The following is a 21,087-nucleotide window of genomic DNA, read 5'->3' on the forward strand; positions in this document are numbered from 1 at the left end:
ATTTAAAAGAAGCATTCAAAATTACTACTGCACTACCTCAACCCATTGCCCTTTGGTATGCACTTCATAATCATTGTCATACATAGCTTCGGCTTGAACGCCTGGTAAATAATAGCGTCCTAAATACGAAGCATTTAGCACAACTCTTAAGGTTTTAGATTCATTAGCCTCCATATCAAAATAGAAATTTGCCCTATCGTCACGTAAGTCAGTATGGCTTACTTTATTTTCATCAAAAGAATCGTAATCGGTAAATCGAGTATTTACAATTTCCCATCCACTTGGAAAAATTTCCATCAGCGCTACATCTTTTAAACTGTTATCAGTTGTATTTTTTAAGATTACCTCAGCAATAAAATCTGTACCCTGTTGAATTTTTGAAACATCTATTTTAATTCCATTTCTTCCTTTAAAAGAAACTGTAGCAGACAAATTCCGTTGTACTACTTTCTCATTACCTACAGGCAGAATTCCTGAATTAACAACACTTACGTAAAGGGTATTTGCCTCATTATTCTTAAGGCTAATCGAATTACCTCCTTTTTGAATATTTAAGTTCCGATTTGCCAAAGTTTTGTCCGTTGATACATCTTCAGACTTTCCATTTACGGTTACATTGGCCTTTATTCCTCTACCACCAACCATTTCGGCAAACTTGGCCATCGCTAATAAACTATAGGCAGTACTTTGGGTACTCATCCAATTCTTTTTATTTAATAGTAAAGCTAGGCTCTTAGCTAGTTCTTGCGCTTTTGCTTTATCATCTAATAAAACCAAAGTCTCTAATGCCATTGCTCTATTTCTTGTTGCTGAACCATAAGTGTAATAATCATACTTGTTAGCCTTAAAGTCAAACGTTGCTCCATTCAATAAATCTTGGGCTACTTTCTTCTGACCCACTAGTGCATAAGTTGCTGCCAATCTATATTTGGCCTCATTAGAAACATTTAAACTTTCGCGTAAACGATTCATGCTCGCGATATCGGCATTTCCTGAAAGTGCTAACGTATATAAACGATATGCTTGTGCAAGATCGCTACTACTATTTACACGCCATTGCTTGGCTACTTGTCTTTGGTAATTAACCCAAGAAGATTTAAAACCTATTGGCAATACATATCCTTTTTTCTCAGCTTCCAATAAAAACTGTCCGGCATAAGAAGTACCCCAATCATTAGCTTGAGCTTGTCCTGGCCAATATGCAAATGCACCACTTGCATTTTGATATCCTCCTATGCGCTTGATGGCACTTTCGATATTCGATTGTATTTTCTTTTTCTTTTCTGATGGAACATCAAAAATTTCAGATAAGTATAATTGCGGAAATGCTGCCGAAGTCGTTTGTTCTACACACCCATGCGGATACCGAATTAAATATTGCATACGACCATTAAAATTCATTGGAGGCAAAGTTGAAAATTCAATTTCAGCTGAATTACTTCCGGTCAATCCAAAAGTTTCTACATTAATAGATTGACTTGCATTTGCTTCTAAAACGATATCAGTCACATCACTAGTGGTCGGGTTTGGGTTAACCACATCTATAGGAATTTCAAAAGATGCCTTCTCTCCATTACCCGATGCTTCAACAATAACTTTTCCTATTCCGTTAAAGTCAGAAACATCCAATTCAAAATAAACCATTTTTTCATCTGGCTCATTAAAAGTCAACGATTTAGAATTTCCTCCAGTAATAGAAAATGCCTCATCATCTTTAATATTTATGGTTACGTTTTTAACCTTTTTTTCCATTGCAAAAACCGTAACAGGTAAAGTAACTTTTTCACCCGGTGTTATTTTTCGAGGTAATGATGCAAGAATCATTAAAGGTTTTCGAATTGGAGTTGCTTTTTCAACCATTCCGTATGCCGCGCTTTTTGAATTCCCAGCCACAACCATTGTTCGCACCGAGCCTACATATTTAGGGATTTTTATTTGATGAGATTTAGATTCACCTTCTTTTAAACTAAAAGGTCCTAAATGAACCACCATAGGCTCAAATCGATTTGCTTTTTTGTTTTTTGCTCCCGCCAAAGCACCATCACCACCAATGGCAAAAACTTGATTTATTCGCCCACCAAATGCTCCAATAACATCATCAAATACATCCCAGGTTTTCACACCCAGCGCCTCATTGGCATAAAAAGTATTCCATGGGTTTGGAGTTTTAAAACGTGTTAGATCTAATAAACCTTCATCGACTATGGCGATGCTATATGTCATCGCTTTGCCTTTTTGTTCATTTACTTTTAAGGTTACCACTTGTTCCGGTTGCAAAACATCGGGCATCTGAATTTCAGGTTGCAGTTTTGTATTCGGATTTTCAACCGAAATGGGAAGTATACCATACATGCGAATTGGTAAATCATTTTTTGTATTTGCATGTGGCTGCAATAAGGCTATGCTAATAAATACATTGGGGGTATAGTTCTTGTTAATTGGTAATTCAAATTTTGTTTCGCCTTTGTTAGATGTTACCCAAAGTGATTCTAAAACCTCACTTCCATTCTCAACAGTCACAAGCGCTCTACCTCCTTCTGAACTCGGAAAAGTTACTGTAGCTGTTTCACCAACATTATAGTTTTCTTTATCCGCTGAAAATAATAACATTGTCGCTGCTGAGGGATCATTCTTTTTAGACTTTCCAGCCCAACCTGGCCAATCGATATATATATCTTTACCAGTAGCATGCCCACCATTTAGGTCTTCTACACGAACGAGATAGCGACCCCAATCTGGATATTTTAACTCAAAATTAAATGAACCTTTTCCGCTTGCATTTGTGCTAATGGTTTCTTCAAAAACTTTTTCTCTATAATTACTACTACTAAAATCACTTTGATTGTCAGAAGAAGTATCCCACCACCAACGCCAATTGACTTTATGTATCGTAACTTTTAATTTATTAGCCGCCTTTGGCTTTCCTAGTTCATCAACAGATACCACTTCAAACTTATGCTTTATATCCGTTAAAAGCATACCTCTATTTTTATCTCCCTTTGGTACATTTAAACCAACATAAGTAGTATAAGGCGAATAGGTTTTAGTAAAGACATCGGTACTAAAATCACCACCGTTTTCATAAACCTTAGTAACAAATGCAGCTTTTAGCATACCGGGTGCTTTACTATCTAATTTAGGAGCAATTGTAAAATTGGCCTTTCCTTCAGCATTAACTTTACCATCAAAAATTGTTTGTTCTAGAGGTGCGAATGTCGCAGACGGATCATCAAAAACATATCCAGGAAAAGTTTTAAAAGTAGTGGTACTCGTATTGAACTTGGCATTAATATCTGCCTTTAAATTTTTTGCAATAGCACCATGTAGCCATAGAACCTCTAAATCACCTTTAACGGGTTTTGCCGATGTTAATAGTTCAGAATCAAAACCAGCTTTAATTTTTAATCGGTTTGGCTTAATCGTTTCAATTTTAATAGTCTTCGTGAACGATGCTCCGCCAACAGAAACCTTTGCCAACCAATTTCCAGTAGGAGCATTTTCATTCGTCTTTACATTAAAATTATAAAAATTGTTGAGACCCATAGTATTAATCTCACGGTGAACCACTTTATTATAAGGGTCTAATAATTCAAATTTTACAGGATGATTTTCTGGGAGTTCATTAGCATTGTCATTTAACATAAAGGATAGAAACAATTGATCTCCTGGCCTCCAAACGCCGCGTTCACCAAATATGAATCCTTTAATTCCTTTTTGCAATGCTACACCCGAAACGTTAAATTTACTTACGGATAGTGCATTACCATCACCTAATTTCACATATGTCTTTTGCCTATTATGTTCTACAATTGCGAAATAAGGTATTTTTTCAGCATCGTAAAATGATGTTCCATCTGCTTCAGTTAAAACATTACCTAGAGCTTGCTGTTGATAATTATAAAAAGTAATGGTAGCACCTGGAATTGGATTCGTCGAAATCAAATCTGTCACTGCAATAAAATAACTCTTATTCAGACCTTTTTTCACAGTCACACCTAAGTCTGAAGCTAAAATATTTATTCCTACTTTTTTATCATAATAATATGAGGTATGACATGGATTCTCGCGTTCGTTCCAATTATAGTTGTAGTAGTAACTATCATCATAATACATTTCAATTCCATCCCAAGAACTACTCTCGTTCTCATCATCAAAATTGTCTTCTTGAGTTTCTTCATTTGTAAAATTGGAATCTGAGCAGGTATAATTACTATAGGCGGGTTTAAAATTAAATTCAACACGATAAATAGCTCCAGGTTCCGGTGTAATAACCGATTTTAAATCAAGTGCATGTGCCATCCATTTTTCATTACTTACCCCTAACCCGAATTCTAAATCAATTTTCTTTTTGGCAATTGGTCTGGCAACGGCTCTTAAATTATAATTACCATTTAAGTTATTTCCTTGTAAAAATTGCATCACGTTATTTTCATAAATGCGCAATACTTGAACATCAACAGCTTTTAGACCTACAGCCTCGAAATTAATTTTTAAGTTTTCTGAAGAAGGTAAAATACTTCCGTTTGACAATAAGCGAATTTGTGGTTTCAATTGCTCAAAGGCAACTCGATCTTCATATTTCGATTTTAACCTATGACCATCAGCGCTTTCTATGCCTTCAAATACTTCCAAAGGAATCGAACCCTTTAAATCTTCAGAAGGATACACTTTTAACGTATTACCAGAAATGGTATACTTCAAATTTTCATCACCTTGTAAAACTATTAAGCCTTTAAAGTTTTGCCCTTTTTTAATAGGGTCGGAAAAATTAATTAACACCACACTTTTATCAGAGCGATCAACAGACACATTCAATACAGAAAAATTATTCTTGCCAGGAATTTTTAAAGTATTACTACCTGAACTTTCAATATTAAATTTTGAACCATTCCAAGAAATCTTCAATTCTGAATCTTCCTCAAATCGCTGAATACTATCCAATCGAAACTGAAATTGAGTTCCTTCTTCGACTGTTGTATCAAATTTTAGTTTTAATTGCTTTCCATTATGTTCAACAGAAACGAGTTGTTTCACTTCTTTACTATCAATAATATCCGAAGTGCGTATTTGTCCTTCTACATATTGCCAATCTTTTGAGTATGATTGCAATTCATTAGTATACACATTAAATTGTTGTTTAAGTGTTTTAACACCAAAGGTTAGTACTTTTAAATCTTCAGGAAGCTCAGTGATTATCTCTTTTAATGCTAAACTAAATTGATATTCCGTATCTGGTTCAAAGCCATTTTCAGGAATAAAAGCAATTGTTCTATCATTTAAGGCTACAACTTTACCATTTATTTTAGGGTTAACCCTGAACAAATCACCATCTAATTCATTTCCCTTCTGCCAAGACTCAATAGGCTCATTTAAGACTACGCGCACATCACTTTTTACGGAAATAATACCGTGTGATGCATCAGAAATAAAATCGCTATAATTATTTAAATTACTAAAGTCTTCAAAAGTTGTTTTCTTTTCTGAACATGAGGTAATAAATAAAAATAACGCAATTGACACTAAAGATTTAATACGCATGCATGATACATTTTGAAGATGAAATTAAAGCGTTTCCCCATAATAATATTCCTATAACCTCGAAATATTGCCCCAGAAAACAATGGTTTTAACACAACCAGTAGTATAAAAACGATTATTCAATAAATATATTTCCTGTAAGGATGGCAATTTGAGATTATAAATATTGTCACTTTTATACTACAAAATATAGCTGGTTCGTGTATTTCGTCGAAAAACGTATTTATTCGATTACTGCACTGGCAAGTTTTTCTATATTCGTAATGTTGAAACCCCATTTCAACATTAGAACACAAGAATTTCCCCTTTCTTTTCTCCTACTTAAAGTGGTACTAGAACGACCTACTTTAAAGACATTTGTATATGAAAATGAGATTACAACACTTAATGTTGGTCTTGTTTGTATGTTTGGGGAGTTCGTGCAGCAAAGAATCCTTAGAAAATACAGACAATAGTGGCCTTCCAATAGCCAAGAATAACATTGTAATTGAAGGAGAGCTTCTAGACATTGTAAACGACCACCGTTTATCAATTGGCGCCAATTCTCTTGAATTTAGTGAAGAAGCATATATTGAGGCAAATGCACACAACGATTATATGATAGCTAAAGGCAGTTTAAGTCACGATAATTTTAGCTCACGTGCTTCAAAAATTGCAGCCGCTGTTAATGTTGAATATATTGCTGAAAATGTAGCCAGAAATTTCGATTCGGCATCCGGAGCATATGGCAATTGGTTAGCAAGTGCAAGTCATAAAAAAACAATGGAGGGCGATTTTACGCATACAGCAGTAAGTGTGAAAGTAAATGCAGATGGAAAACTATATTTCACTCAACTCTTCTACCGTTAGCATTCTGTTTTTTGTTTAGTATACTTCAGGGGCATGTCGGTTTCTTTTTTTAAATTTGATAAAACCCGTTTTTAGGTTATTTGTTAGCAAAACACCTGAAACAATCAAATTACCCGTATGGCAATTGCACCTCCCTTTAATCTTAATAAATGGATTTCTGAAAACCGAGATCTGCTGAAACCACCTGTTGGAAATAAAAATCTATATAAAGAATCCGGAGATTATATTGTAATGATTGTTGCTGGCCCGAATGCTAGAAAAGACTATCATTATAATGAGACAGAAGAACTTTTTTATCAATTAGAAGGCAATATTGAGGTTCATATTCAAGAAGATGGTCAAAAGAAAACTATGCAATTGGGACCTGGCGACATGTATTTACATCCTGCAAAAGTACCGCATTCCCCTGTACGACATGAGGGTAGTATTGGTTTAGTTATCGAGCGTAAACGAGCAGATATGAATATTGATGATGGTCTGCTTTGGTTTTGCGATAATTGTAATCATAAATTATATGAAGCCTACTTTACACTAGAGGATATTGAAAAAGATTTTCTAGCACATTTCAAAGTCTTTTATGGATCTGAAAAACTAAGAACTTGTGACAACTGCAATAATGTAATGCCTGTAGATGAACGTTTTATAGGATAGCAAAAATTTATTTATGTGCGGTTTTAGGTGCATAAATATTAATTTAAAGAACTTCTAAACCAATTGAACATTATGGAAATAGTAATCAACATACTTATAGGTTTTGTGGCCTTGCTACATTTATACTTTCTATATTTCGAAATGTTTGCATGGACCACCAAGGGACCGAAAATATTTCGAAATTTTCCGAAAGACATGTTCGAACCAACAAAAGCAATGGCAGCCAACCAGGGTCTATACAATGGATTTTTAGTCGCTGGTTTGATGTGGACCTATTTTATTTCTGATTTAGTTTGGAAAGAGAATGTTGCACTTTTCTTCTTAGGATGTGTAGTAATTGCAGGAATATATGGTGCAATTACGGTTGAGAAAAAAATATTCATTATTCAAGGCTTACCTGCTTTAATTACGATACTTCTTATTTTATTTAGATAACATCTAATATTCGTAGATTTGAATAAATTATAACAATACACGCGTAAAAAGTTACAAAATGTCAAACACAGCAGCTGCATTTGGTATCCCTGATGCTTTAAAAAAATTGGGTATTTCCGCCAATAATAATGGCACATCAACAGGACAGTTAAATTTCGGATCAGGATTAAGCATTGAATCAAATTCACCTGTAGATGGTAAGTTAATTGCAAAAGTCTCTACAACTACCTCCGAAGATTTTGAAAAAGTAATGCAAACAGCTACTGCTGCTTTTATAACTTGGAGAAAAAAACCAGCCCCTTTACGTGGTGAAATAGTAAGACAATTTGGCGATAAGCTAAGAGAATTAAAAGAACCTCTTGGTAAATTGGTGTCTTATGAAATGGGTAAGAGTTACCAAGAAGGATTGGGTGAAGTTCAAGAAATGATTGACATCTGTGATTTTGCAGTTGGCCTTTCGCGTCAATTACATGGATTAACAATGCATTCCGAGCGCCCGGGACATAGAATGTATGAACAATACCACCCTTTAGGAGTGGTTGGAATTATTTCTGCCTTTAATTTTCCAGTGGCGGTATGGGCTTGGAATACGGCGTTAGCATGGATATGTGGTGATGTATGTGTTTGGAAACCTTCAGAAAAAACACCACTTTGCGGAATTGCTTGTCAAAATATAATTGCTGAAGTGTTGAAGCAAAATAATTTACCTGAAGGAATATCATGTTTAATAAATGGGGATTATAAAGTAGGTGAAATGATGACTACCGACTCTAGAATACCTCTTGTTTCTGCAACAGGCTCTACAAGAATGGGGAAAATCGTGGCACAAACTGTGGCAGCTCGTTTGGGTAAATCATTATTAGAATTAGGAGGAAATAATGCAATTATTGTCACTCCTGATGCTAACATTAAAATGACGGTAATCGGAGCAGTATTTGGAGCAGTAGGTACAGCTGGGCAAAGATGCACCTCAACAAGAAGATTAATAATTCATGATTCAATTTATGATAAAGTTAAAGATGCTGTAGTTGCAGCCTATAAACAATTACGTATAGGAAACCCATTAGATGAGAATAATCATGTTGGACCGTTAATAGATAAGGAAGCTGTAACAATGTATAAAACAGCTTTAGAACAAGTTGTTGAAGAAGGGGGTACTATTATTGTTGAAGGTGGTGTTTTAGAAGGTGAAGGTTACGAAAGCGGATGTTTTGTTAAACCTGCCATTGCAGAAGCGCAACCTAATTTTAAAATAGTACAACATGAGACTTTTGCGCCAATTCTTTATTTATTAAAATATTCTGGCACAGTTGAAAATGCAATCAATATCCAAAATGGTGTAGCTCAAGGACTTTCATCTGCAATTATGACGAATAATCTACGTGAAGCAGAACATTTCCTTTCAGTTGCTGGAAGTGATTGTGGTATTGCAAACGTAAATATTGGAACATCTGGAGCGGAAATTGGAGGTGCCTTTGGTGGTGAAAAGGATACAGGAGGAGGCAGAGAATCGGGGTCAGATGCTTGGAAAGTATATATGAGACGCCAGACGAATACTATAAATTACACTACAGAACTTCCGTTAGCGCAAGGCATTAAATTTGACCTTTAATAGGTTTAAGAAGAAATAGAAATGGTAAAAAATAGGGAATAAAAAAACCGCTGATCTCTAATTTGTCCGTTCCCCCGAAAGACAAGTTTGAATTACAACGGTTAATTTAAAACTAACTATATTAAACTACTAAATAAATATTCTACTACTTAAAAGGACCTAATTTTTTGTTTTATTATTTGAGCTGGCATTCTCAGTTTCTTTTATAGTCCAACTGCCATGTAAAAGTGTTTGTGTTCCCAACACCATTACCATTAAAAAGAATGTCAACATATTTACTATTCTCGTTTTCATTTGTTCTAGTTAACATATTAAAAATAGGATATTGTTTCCTTGTTTAATCTAGATATGTGCCAATCTGCAAATATCTTGTATAACTGTACCATTATTTTGTATAAATGGTTTAGTCTAAATTCTACCTGTAAACCTTTTGCAATATTCATAAGTTTACTAGTTAAAATCCGCCGAAAGCATTGGACACAGTTGTCAAAGCAATCGGCGGAAAAACCAACCTAACTCAAACACTATTTTATTCTGGGATATTTAATGCAGCACAAACTTCGCTATAAGACATTTTGCTGTAATCCATAACTTTACTGCTTGTTGTTGTAAGTACAGGGGCGTTGTTTACTGACCTTCCTCCAGGAATTAGAACATAACGATAGCCTTCAAAAAACCTCGGACCTATTGCCCCTCCATCTAAGGATGCTATAGTAAGACGTAATTTTTTCACGCCTTCCAATCTAAAAGCATGTTGATTTCCTGCATTAATTATTGGCAATGGAAATACATCAAAGCCAAATATGGTCAAATTTCTGGCGTAGACCAATACCATTCCTTTATCAATGATATCTTGAGTCAAATCATTTGCATTGATGGTTATTCCAGCACCTTGACCCGGAATATTCGCTGGAAAAGTCGTATCAATCCATCCAGAATATATCACATTGGCAGTTCCGGTATTTCCTTTTGGACCCTGTTCTCCTTGCGGACCTTGCTCTCCTTGTGGACCCTGAGCACCATCGGCTCCGTCTTGTCCATCAGCACCATCTGCTCCGTCAACACCATCTTGACCATCTGCGCCATCTTGACCATCTGCGCCATCTTGACCATCCGTTCCATCAGCACCATCTTGACCATCAGCTCCATCATCACCGTTACTGCCATCTTCACCATTAGAACCATTGGTTCCGTTAGTACCATTTGTACTACCCGCATTTGTTGATGAAGTTTCAACCGTATCTTGCAAGACAGCATCTTGTAAATTCTCCTTTTTACAGGACGCTAATACAATAAGCGCTATTACTAAAAAATAGGCCATAAAAAAGTTCTTTCTTTTTTTAATTACTGTGTCTATTATTACACATTCTTCTTTATTGTTTTTCATACAGTTCATGACAAATAATTTTAAAGTTTATATGTCTCTTTATGTTTTAATAGATAATGGGGTTAACATATAGAAAAAAGAATTTTGACCATTTTGTATACTTCCTACGTCAACAACCTATAAAATATACACTCAAAGGCTTAACAATCAGATAATAAATGCTAAAAATTTAACATTTTGCCTGAATTTTTAATACATTGTAGGTTAAACACTAAATAATTATTAACAATGAGTAAAACAACAACAAATCTGATTGGAATCTTACTGACGATTCTGGCAGGTATTTATCTCTACTATCATCTCTGCAGCTCTTGCGGAGTGGCGGTAGCAGACAATGACCCGGTCGAAAAAGTGGTAGCTCCAGCAGTACCCGAAACCACGTCTTACCCCTTTGCATTAAGCGATGAAGGTTATGCGTGTAATGTGAACGACAATTACAATTTTAATGTGTCGTCTTCTAGTATTTTAGCACCTTTAGCAACAGAGGTAAGCGATTGCCTTGGTTCTTTAAAAACCTTTTTAGGAGAAAACTCTGAAAAAGTAGTGAACATCACTGGTTTTTATACAAGTGATGAAACTAACGATTCAGCTTTTCCAAACCTAGGGCTTGCAAGAGCAAATGCGGTTAAAAATAGCTTGGTTGAAACCGGCATTTCGTCAACTCAAATAAACACATTTGGGCAACTTAAAGACGAAATGGTTGCAAAAGACAATACTTATTTTGGCCCCGTTTCTTATAGTTTAGAAACAGAAGCTGCAAATACGGCCGACGACATGAAAGCTTTGTATGAAAAAATAAAGGCAGACCCCTTAGTTCTTTATTTTGATACTGCAGAAGCATCAATTTCATTAACTGAAGCACAGCGACAAAAAATTGCTGACATTTCTCATTATTTAGATAAAGTAGCTGATGCTAGCAGTAATGTAGTAGGCCACACCGATAATACGGGTAAAGCTTCTACTAATATGAGGCTTGGCCAAGATAGAGCTGATTTTGCTAAAGCATACCTTACTAAAAATGGTATATCTAGTTCAAAAATCAATGCTAGTTCTAAAGGTCAAACACAACCGGTTACAAGTAATGCCACGGAAGAAGGCAGAGCTAAGAACCGAAGAACCGTTGTGACATTAAATTAAATAAATAACAAAAAAATAAATAAAAATGGATATTGATTTTTCAAACTTTTGGTGCTGGTTAATTCCGCTTCTTTGTACATTATTAGGTGCTTTATTTGGGTATTTACTCGGAAAAGGAAAAAGTACAACGATTGATAATACTGCGGATCTTAAATTGTTACAAGATAAAAATGCAAAATTAAAAGCTGATTTAGATGCCTGTAATGGTAAACTCTCTGCAAAAGTAGCTGCACCAGTTGCAATGGCTGCGGCGCCAGCTGTAGCGGCATTAATACCTTTTGATGGAGCTGCTGCTAAAGCAGTCTTTGGTAAGACTATAAAGCAAGACGATTTAAAAGTTGTTGAAGGTATAGGTCCAAAAATTTCAGAGATGTTTATTAATGCTGGAATCACAACTTGGAAAGCACTTTCAGAGACTCCGGTTGCAAAATGCCAAGAAGTATTAGATGGTGGTGGTGATCGCTACAAAGTTCACAACCCAGCATCTTGGCCAATGCAAGCCAAAATGTGTTATGAAGGCAAATGGGCTGAATTATCTAAATGGCAAGATGAACATGATCACGGCAAACTGTAATCATTTTCATAATTAAACTAAAAACCCTGTTAATCAATTGATTAACAGGGTTTTTTTTATACTTAAAATAATATTATATCCTTCCGTTAGCTTCTACCCATTTAAAACGATAATCATCTTCAGGAAACTTCATACGTTCCGCTATACGTTCTAATCTCGAAGGTAATTTAATAAGATAATCACGAGCTTTTTCCGCTTCATCATTTAAGCTTCTAACCGTTTCTAACTCCCAATAAACATTAAGCTTACGTAAAATATCAACGTAATCTTGTGCAGTATACACACCTAAACGTTGGGCACAATTAGAGAAGTTTTCAAAAGCCTCACCAACTGCTCCTCCAGATTCTCTTAAAAAGTGAGCTGGCATTACAATTTTCTTTTTCATCATATCAGCAAAAGCCAACATCATGCCAGAAGGGTCTTCTCCAAAAATAGTTTTAACAAATTCGCGATAAGCCAAATGGTGTCGCATTTCATCACCAGCAATAATGGTACACATTTTACCAAGCAACGCATTTCCTTTTTTCTTAGCCATTTGCCCTACTCTCTTATGAGAAATATTCGTTGCTAATTCTTGAAAAGAAGTATATACAAAGTTTTTATAAGGATCTCTATCTGTACCAATATCAAAGCCATCAGTAAGTAAGTGTTGAGTTGTAATTTCAACCTCCCGCATATTTACTCTACCCGACAAGTATAAATATTTATTAAGGACATCGCCATGTCTGTTTTCTTCACCTGTCCATGCACGAACCCATTTAGACCATCCATTTGGCTTACCGTCATGTTGGTTAATTCCTTCAACATCCATCAACCAAGATTCATATGTTGGCAATGCTTCTTCGGTAATAGTATCTGCAACCATAGTAACCCAGAAATCATACCCGAGTTCCTTAGATTCTCCTCGTAAAGTTTCAACTTCCTTTAAAAAGTTATCATTTTCAGAATCTGGCAAAAAATCTGAGGGTTGCCATATGTCTTCAACTGGAATAAGAAATTGGTTCATGAACCCATCAACTTTGTGCTCAATTGCCTGCATTACTTCTAACCTAATATTCTTTTCGGCCATTTTCTATTTTTTTCAAAGTTCGCAATAATATAGTTAAAACATGTCTTAAATTAAAAGTCTCTTTTAATTACGCCCTTTTTCACCAGGGTACAAAAGATAAACAGGGTCACTTTGCCAAACCTCTTTGGTATCAACATCAATAATTGAAAGTGGTCCTTTAAATGCCGCTCCAGTATCTATATTCCATACATTTGCTGCTTTTTGCGGCGTAGTTTCACCCATACGTGTTACTGGGGTATGCCCAATATATATTTCGGGATAATGAATCAACCTTTTTGGGTAATAAGGACTATCTATACTTAAATCTTGATTTAGAGAAAGTGCCATTTCCCATAAGGTACGATCCCAATAAAAAGTTTTGGTAGAATATTCATGCTCCACTCCTCTTAAATTGGTAAAACCAGCATGTAAGTATAATCTGTTTTGTTCATCAATATAATAATTCTTCAAGCCTTCATAGAACATCATGTGTAAATCACTGGCATCAACGTCATTTTGATACGAATTAAAAGTAGCCTGACCGCCATGTTGTAACCAAACTTCATTTATTTCATCGTTAGAGAGCCATTCTAGACACAATTCATCATGATTACCTCGTAAAAAAATACATTGATACGTTTCATCAAGTTCCGACAAAAAATCAACAGTTTCAACGGCTTCGCTCCATCCATCTACATAATCACCTAAAAAAATTAGTCTATCAGCAGTAGTAACTTGTGCACGCTCAAAAACTTGTTTAAGTGCACGCAAACCAGAATGTATATCTCCTATTACTAGTGTTCTCATTGTGCAAAAATCGCAATTAAGACAATAACAACAATGATAAAAATCACCAAAAAGAATATTTTCCAAAACGAGTAGGGCCTTGTGCCACTTATTTTACCCGTTTGCCCGTTTATATAAAAGTGAAATTCTTTACCATTAAACCGATAAGCACTAATATACATAGGTAACAGAATATGCTTAAAAGTTTCATCAGACAATTTAATATCTGCGTGATGTATGCGTTGTGTGTCACCACCAATATCTCGACGAATACTATTGTAAGCAATCTCTTTTGCTTTCTGAAAAGAACGATGATGCCCCTCTTTTAGCGAAATAGTATATTTTTCAGTTACATAGCCCGATAAATACTTAGAATTAAAACCAGCTAATTCTTCTAAATTCCAAAAAGAAACAGCTTGCGGAATTTCGCGTCGTTTTTTTTCAGATGAATTTATTAGTATATCATCTGCAAAATCATTGATGGCACCAGAAGCCCCATACCATTTCGTTTTTCGAACTTGTCTATTTTGTACGCCGTTTTTAGTTTTTACCCGTTTAGTTTCATAATAATATTCCCCTCTTTGCCCCTGATAACTCGCACGTATTTTTGCGTCGAATGTCCAGTGTGGAATATAAACACCATGCAACCCTTCTGGGTCTAATGCAGCCTTTTTAAGGTTATCTGGAGCAAACCAAATACCATTTACCCAACCTTTAAAAATAGATTGTGCTTTGTTAGAATCAAGTTGAAAAGGTACGAGAGCACCGGGAATAATCCACCCTTCTTTATTAACATCCTCTCTTATTAAAGGCTCACTGCAATACACACAATGAAGCGATTTATAATTTTCTTCTATATGTTGATTAGCACCACAATTTTTACAATGCAACAAATCTATAGTTTCGGTGTACGCATTATCACCCACAACTTTTAAATAATGTTGCAGTTCTAATTCTTCGAAACTACTTTTTGAATTTTCAATAAACTCCTCATAACCGCAATATTCACATTTTACCTGATGCGAACCGGGTTTATATTTTAGCTCTGCTCCACAAGAGGCACATGCCTTTTTACTTTCTGAATTTTTAACTTCTTCCATTTATGTCATTTCCAGATTTAATAATTTAAATCTTGTCGGAAATCTATTTTGGACCAATAGTTCCATATTAATACTTAGCCTTGAAAATAGCTTCAAGACTTATATCCAACCCTTTGTAATTTAGATTAAGCGGTTGGTAAAGGTGGTGGCGTATTTCCTCCTAAGAATACTTTTAGTTCTTCAACATCTTTTAGAGCAACCCATGCAGCCAAACCTTGTTTCCAAACTAGGGTGTCTTTATTTACGGTTCTATTAGCGAAAAGTTCTTGTAACTTCTCAAAAGGCACAGGACCATGTTGCTGTCCGCTAAACGCATAATAATACATAGTTTGCAAGGGTATTGGCGGTGGCGCTACTGAACCAGCTTGGGGTTTCATGACAGGCTGTTGCCCCAAATTTGGATTCATCATATTACCCATCTGCTGTGCTAAAACAAAGCCCATTCCCATTCCCATTCCGGCACCAGCTGTACCACCTTCATTTTTGGCAGCTTCTTCTATTGCTTTTGCTGTTTTAAATTGCGAAAGTTTAGTCATGTCTAATTTATCTAATCGGCTGTACTCAAAAATTTCCTTTTTAAGTTCCTCCGGCATCGAAACATTTTCTATGTAAAACTTCTCCAGTTCTATGCCTACTCTACCAAACTCCGGTTGCATTACTTCTTGGCAAGTTTCTGAAAGCTCAGTAGTGTTTGCCGCGTACATTTCAATAGGTAAATTAGCCTCACCTATGGTATTGGTAAACCTAGTAACTATTAAGCTTTTAAGATGTTCGTTTACCTCGTAATTAGTGAAATGACTATCAGTACCAACCACATTTATTACAAATTTTCCAGATTCTTTAACTCGAAAGCTATATGTACCGAAAGCGCGTATTTCAACCATTCCGAATCGCTCATCACTTAAAATAAAAGGGTTTTTAGTTCCCCATTTTTCATCGGTAAATAATCGGGTATTTACAAAATACACCTCAGCTTTAAACGGACTATTAAAACCATATTTCCAACCTTTTATGGTAGATAAAATTGGCAAGTTTTGCGTATTTAAAGTGTATGTGCCAGGTTTAAAGACATCGGCCAATTGACCCTCACTTATAAAAACAGCTTCTTGTCCTTCTCTAACAATTAATTGAGCGCCATTTTTTATTTCGTTTTGGTAACGTTCAAATCTATATACTATGGTATTATTTGTATTGTCGAGCCATTCAACAATATCTATAAATTCGTGACTTAGCTTTTTCTTTATTTCATCAAATAAATTCATTGTGTTTATAGTTTTATATATTTTGATAAAAAGATAAGGATTTATTTAGGAGAGCATATTAAATTATCCCTAATTTTTATCTACCTTTTGCACTTTACTACTAATGATAGTAATGTTTAAAAGAAATTTGCACACAAATGAAAACGGTTTTTTGTATTGGAGAAGTATTAATTGATTTTGTTGCTGAAAATCAAGGTAACGACCTTTCATTAGCTAATATTTTTACAAAAAAAGCTGGAGGTGCTCCTGCTAATGTAGCTTGCGCAATTTCAAAACTCGACGGAAAAAGTAGTTTTATCGGCTGTATTGGTGAGGATCAATTTGGCGATTTTTTATTAGACGTGCTTAAGGAATATAAAGTTGAATTAGATCTAGCTCAGCGCTCAAAAAGCTTTACAACTTTAGCATTCGTTTCTATCTCAGATGATGGTGAAAGAGATTTTGTTTTCAGTAGAGGTGCAGATAAAAAATTGAAATACGATAAAGCAGTAAAACAACAATTTAAAGACAACATCGTTCATTTTGGTGCTGCTACAGCACTGCTAGGTGGTAGTTTAGAAGAAGCTTACACCCATTATTTATTTGATGCGCTTACTAAGAATTCTTTTATATGTTTTGACCCTAATTTTAGAGAAGATTTATGGAAAGACAATTCTCAAACTTTCATTAAAAAATGCATGCCTTTTATTCAAAAATCGCATCTCTGCAAATTTAGTTTAGAGGAAGCCCAATTACTTTCAGGAAAATCAAATACAGAAGATGCTTGTGCTTATTTTCATGAGATGGGAGTGCCATTAATTGTAGTAACCTTAGGTGGTAAAGGTACATATGTTAGCACTGAAAATTTAAAAAAGACGGTTGACAGCATTAAAGTAGAACCTGTTGATACAACTGGCGCTGGCGATGCTTTCATTGGTTGTTTACTCCGCCAAATTTCATCTTTATCAGACCCGAAAAGTATCATTACTGAAACTGATGTATTAGAAAATATGATAAAAATTGCTAATAAAGCTGGAGCAATTACAACTACAAATTTTGGTGCCATTCCATCATTACCTAGTGCCGAACAAATATTCTAAAATTTAATTCTTCTTTATCTCTATAGGCAAGAAAAAGCGCTATTTAAAATAGGTCTTCAAACTTACCTATAAAAGAACTTCAAATTCCTTGTCATATTTTCACCTGTCTTGTCACTAAATAGGTAGAAGCAGGTATGTATCATGAATGAAGACTTAGAAAACACTTTTCTAAATGCATTGGAAGAACATCAATACAAGTTGCTGCGTATTTGTTCGGTATATGCAAAAGACGAAGATGACACTAAAGATTTACTTCAAGAAGTTTTAGTAAACATTTGGAAAGCGCTACCGACTTTTAAAGGCAATTCAAATATCGGCACTTGGATGTACCGAATTACATTAAATGTTTGTCTTCGATTAAAAACCAAAGAAATTGGCAGGGCTAATAAAACACTTCGCTTAGATAGTAAAGCAATAAACATATACAAAACAGATGCTTCAGAAGATGGACAACAAGAGCAACTTCTACAATAACGTAAATGCATTAAGCAGTTGAACGAAGCCGATAAAGCAGTTATTACTTTGTATTTAGAAGAACTGCCTTATAAAGAAATTTCTGCTATTACGGGTATATCCGAAAATACCATTGCCGTTAAAATAAAGCGCATCAAAAAGAAATTGTTGAATTGTTTAAAACCGATGTTATGATGGAAGATGAATTGATAAATATTTGGCAATCTTCACCTAAGGTGGAACAGTTGAAATTTGAAAAATCTAGATTGATGATTGAGCTAGAGTCAAGTTTAAAACGTATTCATCGAGTCTGGAAAAACATGCTTATTAGGGAAACCTTGGCTTTCGCAATTTGTATTCCAATATTTGCTTATACTGCATGCACACACCCATTTACCCTAACAAGAATTGGGTCGGGTTTGATTGTCATAGCTGTAGTATATATAGTTTTTCGTCTTTTTAGGTTTAATAGACAGAAGTCAAATATCAATTCAGAAAACTATTTAGATTATTTATATAGCACCAGAGAAGTTCTCGGTATTCAGAAAAAGGCACTTAACAATGTCGTATTTTGGTATGTGTTACCCATATCTCCTGGTTTAATTCTATTTATGTTGGGCTTTATTCATATTCCAGAAAAAACCAACATAATTCTTTTTACTTTTTTCCTTTTTATAGCTATGGCGATTGGGGCTCATTATCTAAACAAATGGTCCGTTAAAAAGCAATTTACACCTCGATTAAAAAAAATTGACGAACTTATAGAAGTGATGGAGGAATAAAACCACTATGCATAAAAAATACATAAACATGAAAAATATTATAGCTGCTTTTCTATTGATAGTAATTCTATTCTCATGCCAAGCACAGACAAAACTATCTGACGAGACAATCAAAAACATTGAACTGCGCATAGAAAACGGAATCAATACCGGAATTGTAGTTGGTATTATTGAAGCAAATAAAACTAACTATTATAGTTTTGGTGTAAAATCTCTAAAAACAAATGAACCTGTTGATGAAAACTCCGTTTTTGAAATTGGTTCTATCACCAAAACTTTTACAGGTATAATATTGGCCGATATGGTGTTGAAAAATAAATTAAAATTAGACGACCCATTACAAAAATATCTTCCAGAAGGTATTGCGGCACCTACTCGAAATGGCGAATCAATTAAACTGGTGAACATGGCGAATCATACTTCTTCGCTCCCAAGAATGCCTTCAAATTTTAATCCTGCAAATCTCAATAATCCGTTTGCTGATTATACCGAGAAACAGCTATATGATTTTTTGGAGAGCTACGAACTTCCGCGTGATATCGGCTCACAATTTGAATATTCAAACTATGCTATGGGTTTATTAGGCTATACTTTAGCCAAACAAAACAATACTACCTACGAAGAATTGTTAGCAAAAGTCATTTCCAAACCCTTGGGTCTTGAAGATACCGGTATTACCCTTACCCCCAACATGAAAAATAATCTCGCCATGGGGCACAGTGGTGGCGTCCAAGTCGAGAATTGGGACCTACCAACGTTGGCGGGTGCCGGTGCAATTCGATCGAACGCTATTGATATGCTGAACTATTTAGCATTCAACATGGGAACTAAAAAAAGTGACCTTTACCCCGCAATGCAATTGGCACAAAAGAATTCTAGAGAAGAAGAGGAAGAACAAATAATAGGTTTGGGGTGGTTTACCAAGGTACTCGATGATACTGAAATAATTTGGCACAATGGTGGCACTGGTGGTTATCGAACTTTTGCCGGATTTATAAAAGGTGGCGACAAAGGGGTAGTCGTACTTTCAAACTCAAACATTGGGGCTGACGATATCGGTCTGCACATATTACATTCTGATTCGCCTTTAAATGATGTAAAACCTTCCATTGCGACCAAAATTAAAAAGGTTATCGACAAAGAAGGCCTAGAAGTTGGGCTAAAGACATATTCCGATTTAAAGAAAAATAATGCCTTTGAATTTAATTTTGGAGAAACCGAAATGAACCGCTTGGGAAATGAATATATAAACAAGCAAGAAATAAAAAAAGCCCTTGCAGTTCTCAAACTAAATACTGAAGTCTACCCCAACTCATCTAATGTTTATGGTAATTATGCCGCTGCACTAATGAAGAGTGGCGATAAGGTAAGCGCCATCGAAAACTTTAAGAAATCTGTAAAACTCAACCCAGCCAATCCCAAAGCAATTGAAAAACTAAAAGAACTAGGGGTAAATACAGACGACTTAATCGAAGATGTAATAATAGATGAAGCCATTCTAGAAACCTATGTTGGCAGATACGAATTAGCACCCAGTTTTATTTTAACCGTTACTAGAGATGGAACGCAATTAAAGACACAAGCAACTGGACAACCTGAACTTCTTGTTTTTCCGAAATCTGAAAACGAGTTTTATTTAAAAGTTGTTGATGCACAACTCACATTCAACAAAAATGAAGAAGGAATTATAGAAAGTGTGACTTTACACCAAAACGGCCAAAACATGCCAGGGAAAAAGTTGGATGAACTAGAGGTAAATATGGACGACTTAATTGAAGATGTGATAATAGATGAAGCCATTTTAGAAACCTATGTTGGTAAATATGAATTAGCGCCCAATTTTATATTGACTGTAACTAGAGACGGCACGCAATTAAAAACACAGGCAACTGGGCAACCTGAGCTTCTTGTTTTTCCAAAATCTGAAAATGAGTTTTATTTAAAAGTCGTCAATGCACAACTTACTTTTAATAAAAATAAAGATGGTGTAGTTGAAAGCGTGACTTTACACCAAAACGGCCAGAATATACCCGGTAAAAAATTGGTTGAATAACGTGTTACGAGTATGCCAATAGATAATATAATGAAACATCGAAAAATAGTTCAATACGGAATTGGAATTCTTATATCAGAATCTATACTAATGGGAATTTGGTTTTATGTAATGAAATTCAAATCAGATTTTGCCCTTACTGTTTTACCCATTGTTTTTCTTTTGCTTGGAATTAATCTGATTTTGGGACTTCTATCTTATTTTATCAATAAAGCATTCTCGGCGATATTTTTTGCAAATGCATTACTTTGTCCATTGATTTTTTATGCGATATGGATTATGTGGTTTTTCTTTTACGCGCAATATCCCAGCTAGGACAACTACTGTGATTAAATCAAAAA

Annotated in this window: 19 protein-coding genes; 12 read left to right on the forward strand and 7 right to left on the reverse strand. The window is 35.1% G+C overall.

The features are described from left to right. Positions 1-24: 24 nt before the first annotated feature. Positions 25-5,538 carry an alpha-2-macroglobulin family protein gene (locus UH7x_RS06175; RefSeq protein ID WP_482362846.1) on the reverse strand — a complete coding sequence of 1,838 codons (5,514 nt, stop codon included), beginning with the start codon at positions 5,536-5,538 and terminating at the stop codon, positions 25-27. A gap of 363 nt (positions 5,539-5,901) precedes the next feature. Between UH7x_RS06175 and UH7x_RS06180 the strand changes: the two genes are divergently transcribed. The 4 genes from UH7x_RS06180 to amaB all read left to right on the forward strand — a co-directional run bounded on the left by UH7x_RS06180 (position 5,902) and on the right by amaB (position 9,085). After that, positions 5,902-6,387, forward strand: a complete 486-nt coding sequence (locus UH7x_RS06180) for a CAP domain-containing protein (RefSeq protein ID WP_482362847.1) — start codon at positions 5,902-5,904, stop codon at positions 6,385-6,387. Positions 6,388-6,504: 117 nt separating this feature from the next. Further along, positions 6,505-7,038: a 3-hydroxyanthranilate 3,4-dioxygenase gene (locus UH7x_RS06185; RefSeq protein ID WP_482362848.1), complete on the forward strand. Its 534-nt coding sequence runs from the start codon at positions 6,505-6,507 to the stop codon at positions 7,036-7,038. 72 nt (positions 7,039-7,110) lie between these two features. Beyond that, on the forward strand, positions 7,111-7,473 hold the full coding sequence (locus UH7x_RS06190; RefSeq protein ID WP_482362849.1) for a DUF1304 domain-containing protein: 363 nt from the start codon (positions 7,111-7,113) through the stop codon (positions 7,471-7,473). 58 nt (positions 7,474-7,531) lie between these two features. Next, a complete protein-coding gene (gene amaB / locus UH7x_RS06195; protein ID WP_482362850.1) occupies positions 7,532-9,085 on the forward strand; it encodes an L-piperidine-6-carboxylate dehydrogenase in 1,554 nt (517 codons plus the stop codon). Positions 9,086-9,244: 159 nt separating this feature from the next. On the opposite strand, the gene UH7x_RS06200 is transcribed toward amaB, so the two are convergent. Both UH7x_RS06200 and UH7x_RS06205 read right to left on the reverse strand, forming a co-directional pair. Beyond that, a complete protein-coding gene (locus UH7x_RS06200) occupies positions 9,245-9,379 on the reverse strand; it encodes a hypothetical protein (RefSeq protein ID WP_482362851.1) in 135 nt (44 codons plus the stop codon). Positions 9,380-9,614: 235 nt separating this feature from the next. Further along, a complete protein-coding gene (locus UH7x_RS06205; RefSeq protein ID WP_482362852.1) occupies positions 9,615-10,481 on the reverse strand; it encodes a hypothetical protein in 867 nt (288 codons plus the stop codon). 219 nt (positions 10,482-10,700) lie between these two features. On the opposite strand from UH7x_RS06205, the gene UH7x_RS06210 reads away from it, so the two are divergent. After that, positions 10,701-11,609, forward strand: coding sequence for an OmpA family protein (locus UH7x_RS06210; RefSeq protein ID WP_482362853.1), 909 nt, complete (start codon positions 10,701-10,703; stop codon positions 11,607-11,609). Between the two features lie 25 nt (positions 11,610-11,634). Then, the gene (locus UH7x_RS06215; protein ID WP_482362854.1) at positions 11,635-12,183 is read left to right on the forward strand and encodes a hypothetical protein; all 549 of its coding nucleotides are present in this window, start codon (positions 11,635-11,637) and stop codon (positions 12,181-12,183) included. A 73-nt stretch (positions 12,184-12,256) separates the two neighbouring features. On the opposite strand, the gene UH7x_RS06220 is transcribed toward UH7x_RS06215, so the two are convergent. From UH7x_RS06220 to UH7x_RS06235, 4 genes are all read right to left on the reverse strand, one after another. Further along, a complete protein-coding gene (locus UH7x_RS06220; protein ID WP_482362855.1) occupies positions 12,257-13,252 on the reverse strand; it encodes an acyl-ACP desaturase in 996 nt (331 codons plus the stop codon). Between the two features lie 63 nt (positions 13,253-13,315). Further along, the gene (locus tag UH7x_RS06225) at positions 13,316-14,038 is read right to left on the reverse strand and encodes a metallophosphoesterase (RefSeq protein WP_482362856.1); all 723 of its coding nucleotides are present in this window, start codon (positions 14,036-14,038) and stop codon (positions 13,316-13,318) included. Next, positions 14,035-15,117 (reverse strand): TFIIB-type zinc ribbon-containing protein, encoded by a 1,083-nt coding sequence (locus UH7x_RS06230; RefSeq protein WP_482362857.1) that lies wholly within the window; start codon positions 15,115-15,117, stop codon positions 14,035-14,037. The genes UH7x_RS06225 and UH7x_RS06230 overlap by 4 nt, the downstream gene beginning before the upstream one ends. A 125-nt stretch (positions 15,118-15,242) precedes the next feature. Next, entirely contained in the window at positions 15,243-16,379 is a 1,137-nt protein-coding gene (locus tag UH7x_RS06235) for an SPFH domain-containing protein (RefSeq protein WP_482362858.1), read from the reverse strand. Between the two features lie 137 nt (positions 16,380-16,516). Here UH7x_RS06235 and UH7x_RS06240 point away from each other — a divergent pair, with 137 nt between their 5' ends. The 6 genes from UH7x_RS06240 to UH7x_RS06265 all read left to right on the forward strand — a co-directional run bounded on the left by UH7x_RS06240 (position 16,517) and on the right by UH7x_RS06265 (position 21,061). Further along, the gene (locus UH7x_RS06240; RefSeq protein WP_482362859.1) at positions 16,517-17,458 is read left to right on the forward strand and encodes a carbohydrate kinase family protein; all 942 of its coding nucleotides are present in this window, start codon (positions 16,517-16,519) and stop codon (positions 17,456-17,458) included. A 141-nt stretch (positions 17,459-17,599) separates the two neighbouring features. Further along, positions 17,600-17,932 carry an RNA polymerase sigma factor gene (locus UH7x_RS06245; protein WP_482362860.1) on the forward strand — a complete coding sequence of 111 codons (333 nt, stop codon included), beginning with the start codon at positions 17,600-17,602 and terminating at the stop codon, positions 17,930-17,932. A gap of 9 nt (positions 17,933-17,941) precedes the next feature. Continuing rightward, a complete protein-coding gene (locus tag UH7x_RS06250; RefSeq protein ID WP_482363586.1) occupies positions 17,942-18,106 on the forward strand; it encodes an RNA polymerase sigma factor in 165 nt (54 codons plus the stop codon). Then, complete coding sequence (locus UH7x_RS06255) at positions 18,103-18,693, forward strand: hypothetical protein (RefSeq protein ID WP_482362861.1); 591 nt, start codon at positions 18,103-18,105, stop codon at positions 18,691-18,693. The genes UH7x_RS06250 and UH7x_RS06255 overlap by 4 nt, the downstream gene beginning before the upstream one ends. A 28-nt stretch (positions 18,694-18,721) precedes the next feature. Beyond that, the gene (locus tag UH7x_RS06260; RefSeq protein ID WP_482362862.1) at positions 18,722-20,746 is read left to right on the forward strand and encodes a serine hydrolase; all 2,025 of its coding nucleotides are present in this window, start codon (positions 18,722-18,724) and stop codon (positions 20,744-20,746) included. 30 nt (positions 20,747-20,776) lie between these two features. Beyond that, a complete protein-coding gene (locus tag UH7x_RS06265) occupies positions 20,777-21,061 on the forward strand; it encodes a hypothetical protein (RefSeq protein ID WP_482362863.1) in 285 nt (94 codons plus the stop codon). Positions 21,062-21,087: the final 26 nt, after the last annotated feature.

It is taken from the genome of Aurantibacter sp. UH7, from assembly GCF_056839165.1.

Bases quoted from the DNA above. Each gene is read 5' to 3' on its own strand.
- UH7x_RS06230 (WP_482362857.1), bottom strand. From the start codon at position 15,117: ATGGAAGAAGTTAAAAATTCAGAAAGTAAAAAGGCATGTGCCTCTTGT.
- UH7x_RS06215 (WP_482362854.1), top strand. From the start codon at position 11,635: ATGGATATTGATTTTTCAAACTTTTGGTGCTGGTTAATTCCGCTTCTT.
- UH7x_RS06255 (WP_482362861.1), top strand. From the start codon at position 18,103: ATGATGGAAGATGAATTGATAAATATTTGGCAATCTTCACCTAAGGTG.
- UH7x_RS06190 (WP_482362849.1), top strand. From the start codon at position 7,111: ATGGAAATAGTAATCAACATACTTATAGGTTTTGTGGCCTTGCTACAT.
- UH7x_RS06245 (WP_482362860.1), top strand. From the start codon at position 17,600: ATGAATGAAGACTTAGAAAACACTTTTCTAAATGCATTGGAAGAACAT.
- UH7x_RS06220 (WP_482362855.1), bottom strand. From the start codon at position 13,252: ATGGCCGAAAAGAATATTAGGTTAGAAGTAATGCAGGCAATTGAGCAC.
- UH7x_RS06240 (WP_482362859.1), top strand. From the start codon at position 16,517: ATGAAAACGGTTTTTTGTATTGGAGAAGTATTAATTGATTTTGTTGCT.
- UH7x_RS06200 (WP_482362851.1), bottom strand. From the start codon at position 9,379: ATGAAAACGAGAATAGTAAATATGTTGACATTCTTTTTAATGGTAATG.
- UH7x_RS06235 (WP_482362858.1), bottom strand. From the start codon at position 16,379: ATGAATTTATTTGATGAAATAAAGAAAAAGCTAAGTCACGAATTTATA.
- UH7x_RS06225 (WP_482362856.1), bottom strand. From the start codon at position 14,038: ATGAGAACACTAGTAATAGGAGATATACATTCTGGTTTGCGTGCACTT.
- UH7x_RS06175 (WP_482362846.1), bottom strand. From the start codon at position 5,538: ATGCGTATTAAATCTTTAGTGTCAATTGCGTTATTTTTATTTATTACC.
- UH7x_RS06210 (WP_482362853.1), top strand. From the start codon at position 10,701: ATGAGTAAAACAACAACAAATCTGATTGGAATCTTACTGACGATTCTG.
- UH7x_RS06205 (WP_482362852.1), bottom strand. From the start codon at position 10,481: ATGAACTGTATGAAAAACAATAAAGAAGAATGTGTAATAATAGACACA.
- amaB (WP_482362850.1), top strand. From the start codon at position 7,532: ATGTCAAACACAGCAGCTGCATTTGGTATCCCTGATGCTTTAAAAAAA.
- UH7x_RS06265 (WP_482362863.1), top strand. From the start codon at position 20,777: ATGAAACATCGAAAAATAGTTCAATACGGAATTGGAATTCTTATATCA.
- UH7x_RS06260 (WP_482362862.1), top strand. From the start codon at position 18,722: ATGAAAAATATTATAGCTGCTTTTCTATTGATAGTAATTCTATTCTCA.
- UH7x_RS06180 (WP_482362847.1), top strand. From the start codon at position 5,902: ATGAAAATGAGATTACAACACTTAATGTTGGTCTTGTTTGTATGTTTG.
- UH7x_RS06185 (WP_482362848.1), top strand. From the start codon at position 6,505: ATGGCAATTGCACCTCCCTTTAATCTTAATAAATGGATTTCTGAAAAC.